This is a genomic window from Anabaena sp. UHCC 0253, from assembly GCF_009712085.1.
In the GTDB taxonomy this organism is placed as follows: domain Bacteria; phylum Cyanobacteriota; class Cyanobacteriia; order Cyanobacteriales; family Nostocaceae; genus Dolichospermum.
The window spans coordinates 501,618-506,796 of sequence record NZ_VILD01000001.1 but is presented as its reverse complement, the minus strand read 5'-3'; the positions used below and the strand labels follow the sequence as shown (position 1 = coordinate 506,796).

Annotated in this window: 5 protein-coding genes; 2 read left to right on the top strand and 3 right to left on the bottom strand. The window is 36.5% G+C overall.

What is annotated here, in order from left to right; all coding sequences use genetic code 11:
• The first annotated feature begins 120 nt into the window (after positions 1 to 120).
• Positions 121 to 1,257 (top strand): PP2C family protein-serine/threonine phosphatase, encoded by a 1,137-nt coding sequence (locus tag FJR38_RS02255; RefSeq protein WP_168494753.1) that lies wholly within the window; start codon positions 121 to 123, stop codon positions 1,255 to 1,257.
• Between the two features lie 117 nt (positions 1,258 to 1,374).
• Here FJR38_RS02255 and FJR38_RS02250 read toward each other — a convergent pair whose 3' ends face one another.
• The 3 genes from FJR38_RS02250 to FJR38_RS02240 form a co-directional block, all read right to left on the bottom strand.
• Positions 1,375 to 1,707 carry an STAS domain-containing protein gene (locus FJR38_RS02250; RefSeq protein WP_168494756.1) on the bottom strand — a complete coding sequence of 111 codons (333 nt, stop codon included), beginning with the start codon at positions 1,705 to 1,707 and terminating at the stop codon, positions 1,375 to 1,377.
• A 220-nt stretch (positions 1,708 to 1,927) separates the two neighbouring features.
• A complete protein-coding gene (grpE, locus tag FJR38_RS02245; protein ID WP_168535160.1) occupies positions 1,928 to 2,596 on the bottom strand; it encodes a nucleotide exchange factor GrpE in 669 nt (222 codons plus the stop codon).
• A gap of 45 nt (positions 2,597 to 2,641) precedes the next feature.
• A complete protein-coding gene (locus FJR38_RS02240; RefSeq protein WP_168535158.1) occupies positions 2,642 to 3,133 on the bottom strand; it encodes a Dps family protein in 492 nt (163 codons plus the stop codon).
• Between the two features lie 414 nt (positions 3,134 to 3,547).
• Here FJR38_RS02240 and FJR38_RS02235 point away from each other — a divergent pair, with 414 nt between their 5' ends.
• The gene (locus FJR38_RS02235; protein WP_168535156.1) at positions 3,548 to 5,125 is read left to right on the top strand and encodes a SpoIID/LytB domain-containing protein; all 1,578 of its coding nucleotides are present in this window, start codon (positions 3,548 to 3,550) and stop codon (positions 5,123 to 5,125) included.
• Positions 5,126 to 5,179 lie beyond the last annotated feature (54 nt).

Genomic DNA, 5,179 nt, shown 5'->3' with positions numbered 1-5,179 from the left:
TTAAAATTTATACCTGAGAAAATACAAAAATCAGCTAAGAAAAATTGTTTTAGTTTAGCCGTCTAATCTTGAACATCTGGGTTGAAAGATACCCACTAAAACTATAGATGTATTGTTCCTATGTTTGAAATACTCGTTATTGATGATGACCGTTCCATACAAATGTTCCTCAAAAGGATGTTAGAAAAACAAGGTTATGAAGTGATTACTGCTAGTACGGGAGAGGAAGGAATTTTAAGAACTCTCAATTCACCTCCAGCCCTAATTATATGTGATTGGATGATGCCTGGATTGAGTGGTTTAGAAGTATGCGATCGCATTAAAAAAGATCCCAAATTATCTACTACATTTTTTATTTTATTAACATCTCTAGATTCGGTTGCTGACAGGGTGAAAGGATTAGATACAGGTGCTGATGATTTTATCACCAAACCTATAGAACAAAATGAATTACAAGCAAGAGTCAGAGCCGGCTTACGTCTACATCAATTGAGTCAGGATCTCCAAACCCAAAAAATGCTTTTAGAAACAGAATTAGCTGAAGCTACAGAATATGTAAAATCTCTTCTACCTCTCCCGATTGATAAACCTCTAAATATCAAATTTAAGTTTCTACCATCACGACAACTTGGTGGAGATTGTTTCGACTACAATTGGCTGGATGCTGATTCTTTAGCTATCTATTTGTTAGATACTGCTGGCCATGGACTCAAAGCAACTCTCCCTTCTATTTCTGTATTGAATTTATTACGTTCTCGCGCTCTTAAAGATTTAAATTATTATCAACCAAGTGAAGTATTAGCAGCTTTAAATAATACCTTTCAGATGAATTATCAAAATGATAAATATTTTACGATTTGGTATGGAGTTTATAATCGAGTTACTCGTCAGTTAATTTATGCTAGTGCTGGACATCCACCAGCAATTTTAATTTCTGGCAACTCTCCTATGAATACAGATATCAAACAACTGAAAACTCCTGGAATGCCTGTAGGTATGTTTCCTGAAGCCAAGTATGTTGATGCTAGTTGTTATATTCAAGAGTCTAGTACCCTTTATATTTTTAGTGATGGAGCTTACGAAATTGCCCAATCAAATGGTACTCTCTGGAGTTTAGAAGAATTTATTCAGATTCTCATTAGTTTGCAGTATTCTGTTGATAACCAACTTGACTATATACTAAATTATCTGATTAACTTAAACTCCAAAGAGACATTTGAAGATGACTTATCTATTCTTCAAGTTAAATTTATTTGATTAGCTAAGTAGGTGAACGGAAAAATTTAAAAGTATGTGAAGAAAAGTAAAATCGCCCAAAACTCTCTTCTTCCTGTTCCCTGTTCCCTTGCCCCAATGACAATTTTTAACGCCAACCTAACTTAAAGTGGCAGAAAGTGAAAGATTGTTAAACGCATCTTTACTAGGAATAATCGTAAATATGCTATCCATGCCAGTTAATTCAAATAACATCCTCACTTGCTCATTAATCGAACAAAGAACCATCTTTATATCAGCTTCCTGTAGAGTTTTAAATGTTAAAACCAGAGTTCCTAATCCAGAACTATCCATAAAAGTGATGCCTTGACAATCAACTAACACAGTTTTGATACCACTGCTAATCACTGTTTGAATAGTTTGCTGAAATTCTTGTAAGTCATTGGTATTGAAGCTGCTGCTGAGTGTAATTACTTTCACTTGGTCATTCATAAGATCCTAATCTTGATTTAATTTAAGAATGTTCTGATGTTGCTAGTATATCTTAATATCTCAACATATAAAGACATTTATTACACAAAAATATTGAGTAGTTCATCATAAAAAATTATCAAATTTACTTAAATAATAATAGCAAATATGGGCGTATGACTTACGCCACACTGCCGATGTATTTCTCTAAATCTAATTCTTAATTCAACAACCGTAAATTTTATAGGGGACTAACCCTAGCTCGATACAGTAGTTGGTCATCTTGAGTATAACCTACATAACGGACTTTAACTATTTCTCCTGTTTGTACTGTTCCCTCTAATAACTGATGTAACTGTGGATTATAGGGTATTTCTGCTCCTACGTAAGCGATCGCACTCACACCCCAAGTCTGTAATAATTTCTCCAGCGGCTTATCCACCAAAGGTACTATTTTTACCGCTGCTAATTGGTGATCTTCCTTAGCTCTATATGCTACAGTAGGCCATTGCAAGATTAAAGACTCTAATATTTGCAAACTCGAACGCTGAAATTCTTGTTGCAATTCTTCTCTTTGCTGTGATAGCTTTAGCAATAAACGCTGATACTCATTTTGTAAATCTATAACTTGTTTAGATATTTCTGTATTTGTATTATTTTGATGTGTTGTTTTTAAACTTGAAGATGAAATCTCAACTGCAAACGTTGCTATCAACTCATCCAAAGATATCTGTAAAACCTGAGATAGTTTTAGTAATATTTCCAGCCGCATTGTCCCAATTTTTCCCCTCCTTAACTGTAAAATTTGCCTCAGTGAAACACCAGCAGCATGACTTAAAGATTTAAAACTAGCAAAACCCACCTTGTGCATCAAATTTTGCAAATTCTGGGTAAAGTCAGTTTGGGGCATAGGTTAAAGGAGGAGTGGGGAATAGGAATCAGGAAAAAAATTCTTTTATTCTTCTAATAAACTTCTTAACATCCAAGCTGTTTTTTCATGTACCTGCATTCTTTGAGTCAATAAATCGGCACTGGGTTCGTCATTGACTTCATCTACTAATGGAAAAATAGAGCGTGCAGTTCTAGTTACTGCTTCTTGGCCTTCTACAAGGAGACGAATCATTTCCTTTGCTTTCGGAACTCCAGCAGTTTCGGGAATTGAACTGAGTTTAGCATATTCGCTATAAGTTCCTGGAGCAGGATAACCAAGCGCCCTAATCCTTTCAGCAATTAAATCTACAGCTAAAGCTAATTCTGTATATTGTGCCTCAAACATCAAATGTAAGGTTTGAAACATCGGTCCAGTAACGTTCCAATGGAAATTGTGAGTTTTTAGATAGAGTGAATAGGTGTCAGCCAATAACCGAGATAAACCATCGGCAATTTTGGCTCTATGCTGATCATCAATACCGATGTTGATATTTGTACTATTTGCAACAGATGACATGATTGTGATCTCCAAAACATTAATTTGATCTTAAATAAATCATATTCATAATGACTTTTATTGGCAATTTTGCCGAAAAACAAAGTGTAATGATATTATAGAAGCGCATAAGCGTCAATATCAAGAAAAAAAGGAGTAATTACGAATTACATTAGTGCAGCCATAAGCCATTTCGGTAAACTAGTACACTGCGGACTAAATCAACCATTTCTAACCTCATAAAAAGCTGACGCTGTATTAATTTTAATTCTGAATTCCGCCTTGCGCTACTAGCAACTTGGGTAATCACTCTTTACGTACCTGAGCAAAATTAATTGCATATTTTTGGAACAAATACAAATCCCTGTAGTGTTTATCTGTTCCCTGTTTCCTGTTGCCTCTCCTAAATGTACAATTTATTTTGCACGACTACTTATGAAAATATTTTTTTGGCGTTCTTCCTACAAATTAATCACCACCTTATGCTTATTAGGATTGGCTGCTGCATCAGAGCCTGTAAGCAAAAATCAGGATGTAAAATTGCAAATTGGGATTGTGCAGCGATTTGGGGCTAAACCCACAGCCAAATTAGAATTAGCACCGACAAAAGGCGATCGCCTCACATTAAAATTTGCAGTTGGTAGTCAGCCCCAAATGCTAGTTACCGACAAACCCATCCAGTTAACAACAGTAATGCAACCCTTAACCCAACCAGCGGTTCAAGAAGTATTAGTGCTGGGGGACTTCCGCACCTTTGAAACAGCAGAAGATAGTGCTAACCGCTGGCGTTCTCAGGGAATAGAAGTAGAAATAACCCAGCCAGAACGCTGGCAAGTATGGGCAAAACGAGAAGTATACAGCACCCCCTTAATTCGTCGCTTACTATTACAAAGTATAGAAACATCTGGTGATAAAACTGCTTACTTAGCAACAAACATTCTGCAACAAGTACCAAAAATCACCTGGTCTGTAAATGGTAAAAACTATAGTCCTAATAATTTAGAAGTGAAGGCGGGTAAAGACTTAATTAGGGTGAGTACAGATGAAAACCTCAAAACGAAGCGTGTTTATGCCGGACAAATGACTTTACAGCCTAATGCCTATGGACACTATACCCTAGTAAATACAGTCCCATTAGAAACTTATGTGCGTGGAGTTCTACCCCATGAAATTGGGACAAATGCACCAATGGCAGCCCTAGAAGCACAAGCAATTATAGCTCGCACTTATGCTTTAAGAAATGTTCGCAGATTTGCGGCAGACAATTATCAACTATGTGCTGACACGCATTGCCAAGTATATCAAGGAATCAGCGGAGTTGCCAAAAAAACGGATCAGGCAATTGTTTCTACTAGAGGTCAAGTTCTGACTTATAATAATGAAATAGTTGATGCCTTGTATTCTTCCACTACTGGTGGTGTAACAGCCAATTTTAGCGATATTTGGAATGGTGAAGATCGTCCCTATCTAAAACCAGTTATAGATGCGCCTAATAATAATATTTGGGACTTGTCGAGTCAGGATTTAGCCAACGAGCAGAACTTCCAAAAATTTATCAATCTCAAAACAGGATTTAATGAAAGTAAATGGGATGTCTTCCGATGGAATAGAGAAACAGACATCAATAGAATTACCACAGACTTACAGAAATTTTTACAGGCAAAAAAAAGCCCATATAGCAAATTCCAAAAAATTCAGGCCATGTCTGTAGTTGAACGTAGTTCTAGCGGACGGATTTTAAAGCTGGCCATTAAAACAGATATTGGCGTTTTTACTTTACAAAAAGATGAAATTCGTAGCGCCTTTGCCGCACCCATCAGCACCCTTTTTTACATTCAACCTTTAAATAAAGGGAAAACAGATATTTGGGGATATGCTTTTATTGGTGGTGGTTTAGGTCATGGAGTCGGTTTAAGTCAAACAGGCGCTCAAAACCTAGCTAAATTAGGTTGGTCTAGTGCCAAAATTCTAGACTTTTATTATCCTGGTACTGAAATTAAAGGTGACAGGTGACAGGTGACAGGTGACAGGTGACAGGGAAGAAGGAAGAAGGAAGAAGGAAGAGAG

Coding starts and splice junctions, on each gene's coding strand:
- FJR38_RS02235 (WP_168535156.1), top strand. CDS start 3,548: ATGAAAATATTTTTTTGGCGTTCTTCCTACAAATTAATCACCACCTTA.
- grpE (WP_168535160.1), bottom strand. CDS start 2,596: ATGCCCCAAACTGACTTTACCCAGAATTTGCAAAATTTGATGCACAAG.
- FJR38_RS02240 (WP_168535158.1), bottom strand. CDS start 3,133: ATGTCATCTGTTGCAAATAGTACAAATATCAACATCGGTATTGATGAT.
- FJR38_RS02255 (WP_168494753.1), top strand. CDS start 121: ATGTTTGAAATACTCGTTATTGATGATGACCGTTCCATACAAATGTTC.
- FJR38_RS02250 (WP_168494756.1), bottom strand. CDS start 1,707: ATGAATGACCAAGTGAAAGTAATTACACTCAGCAGCAGCTTCAATACC.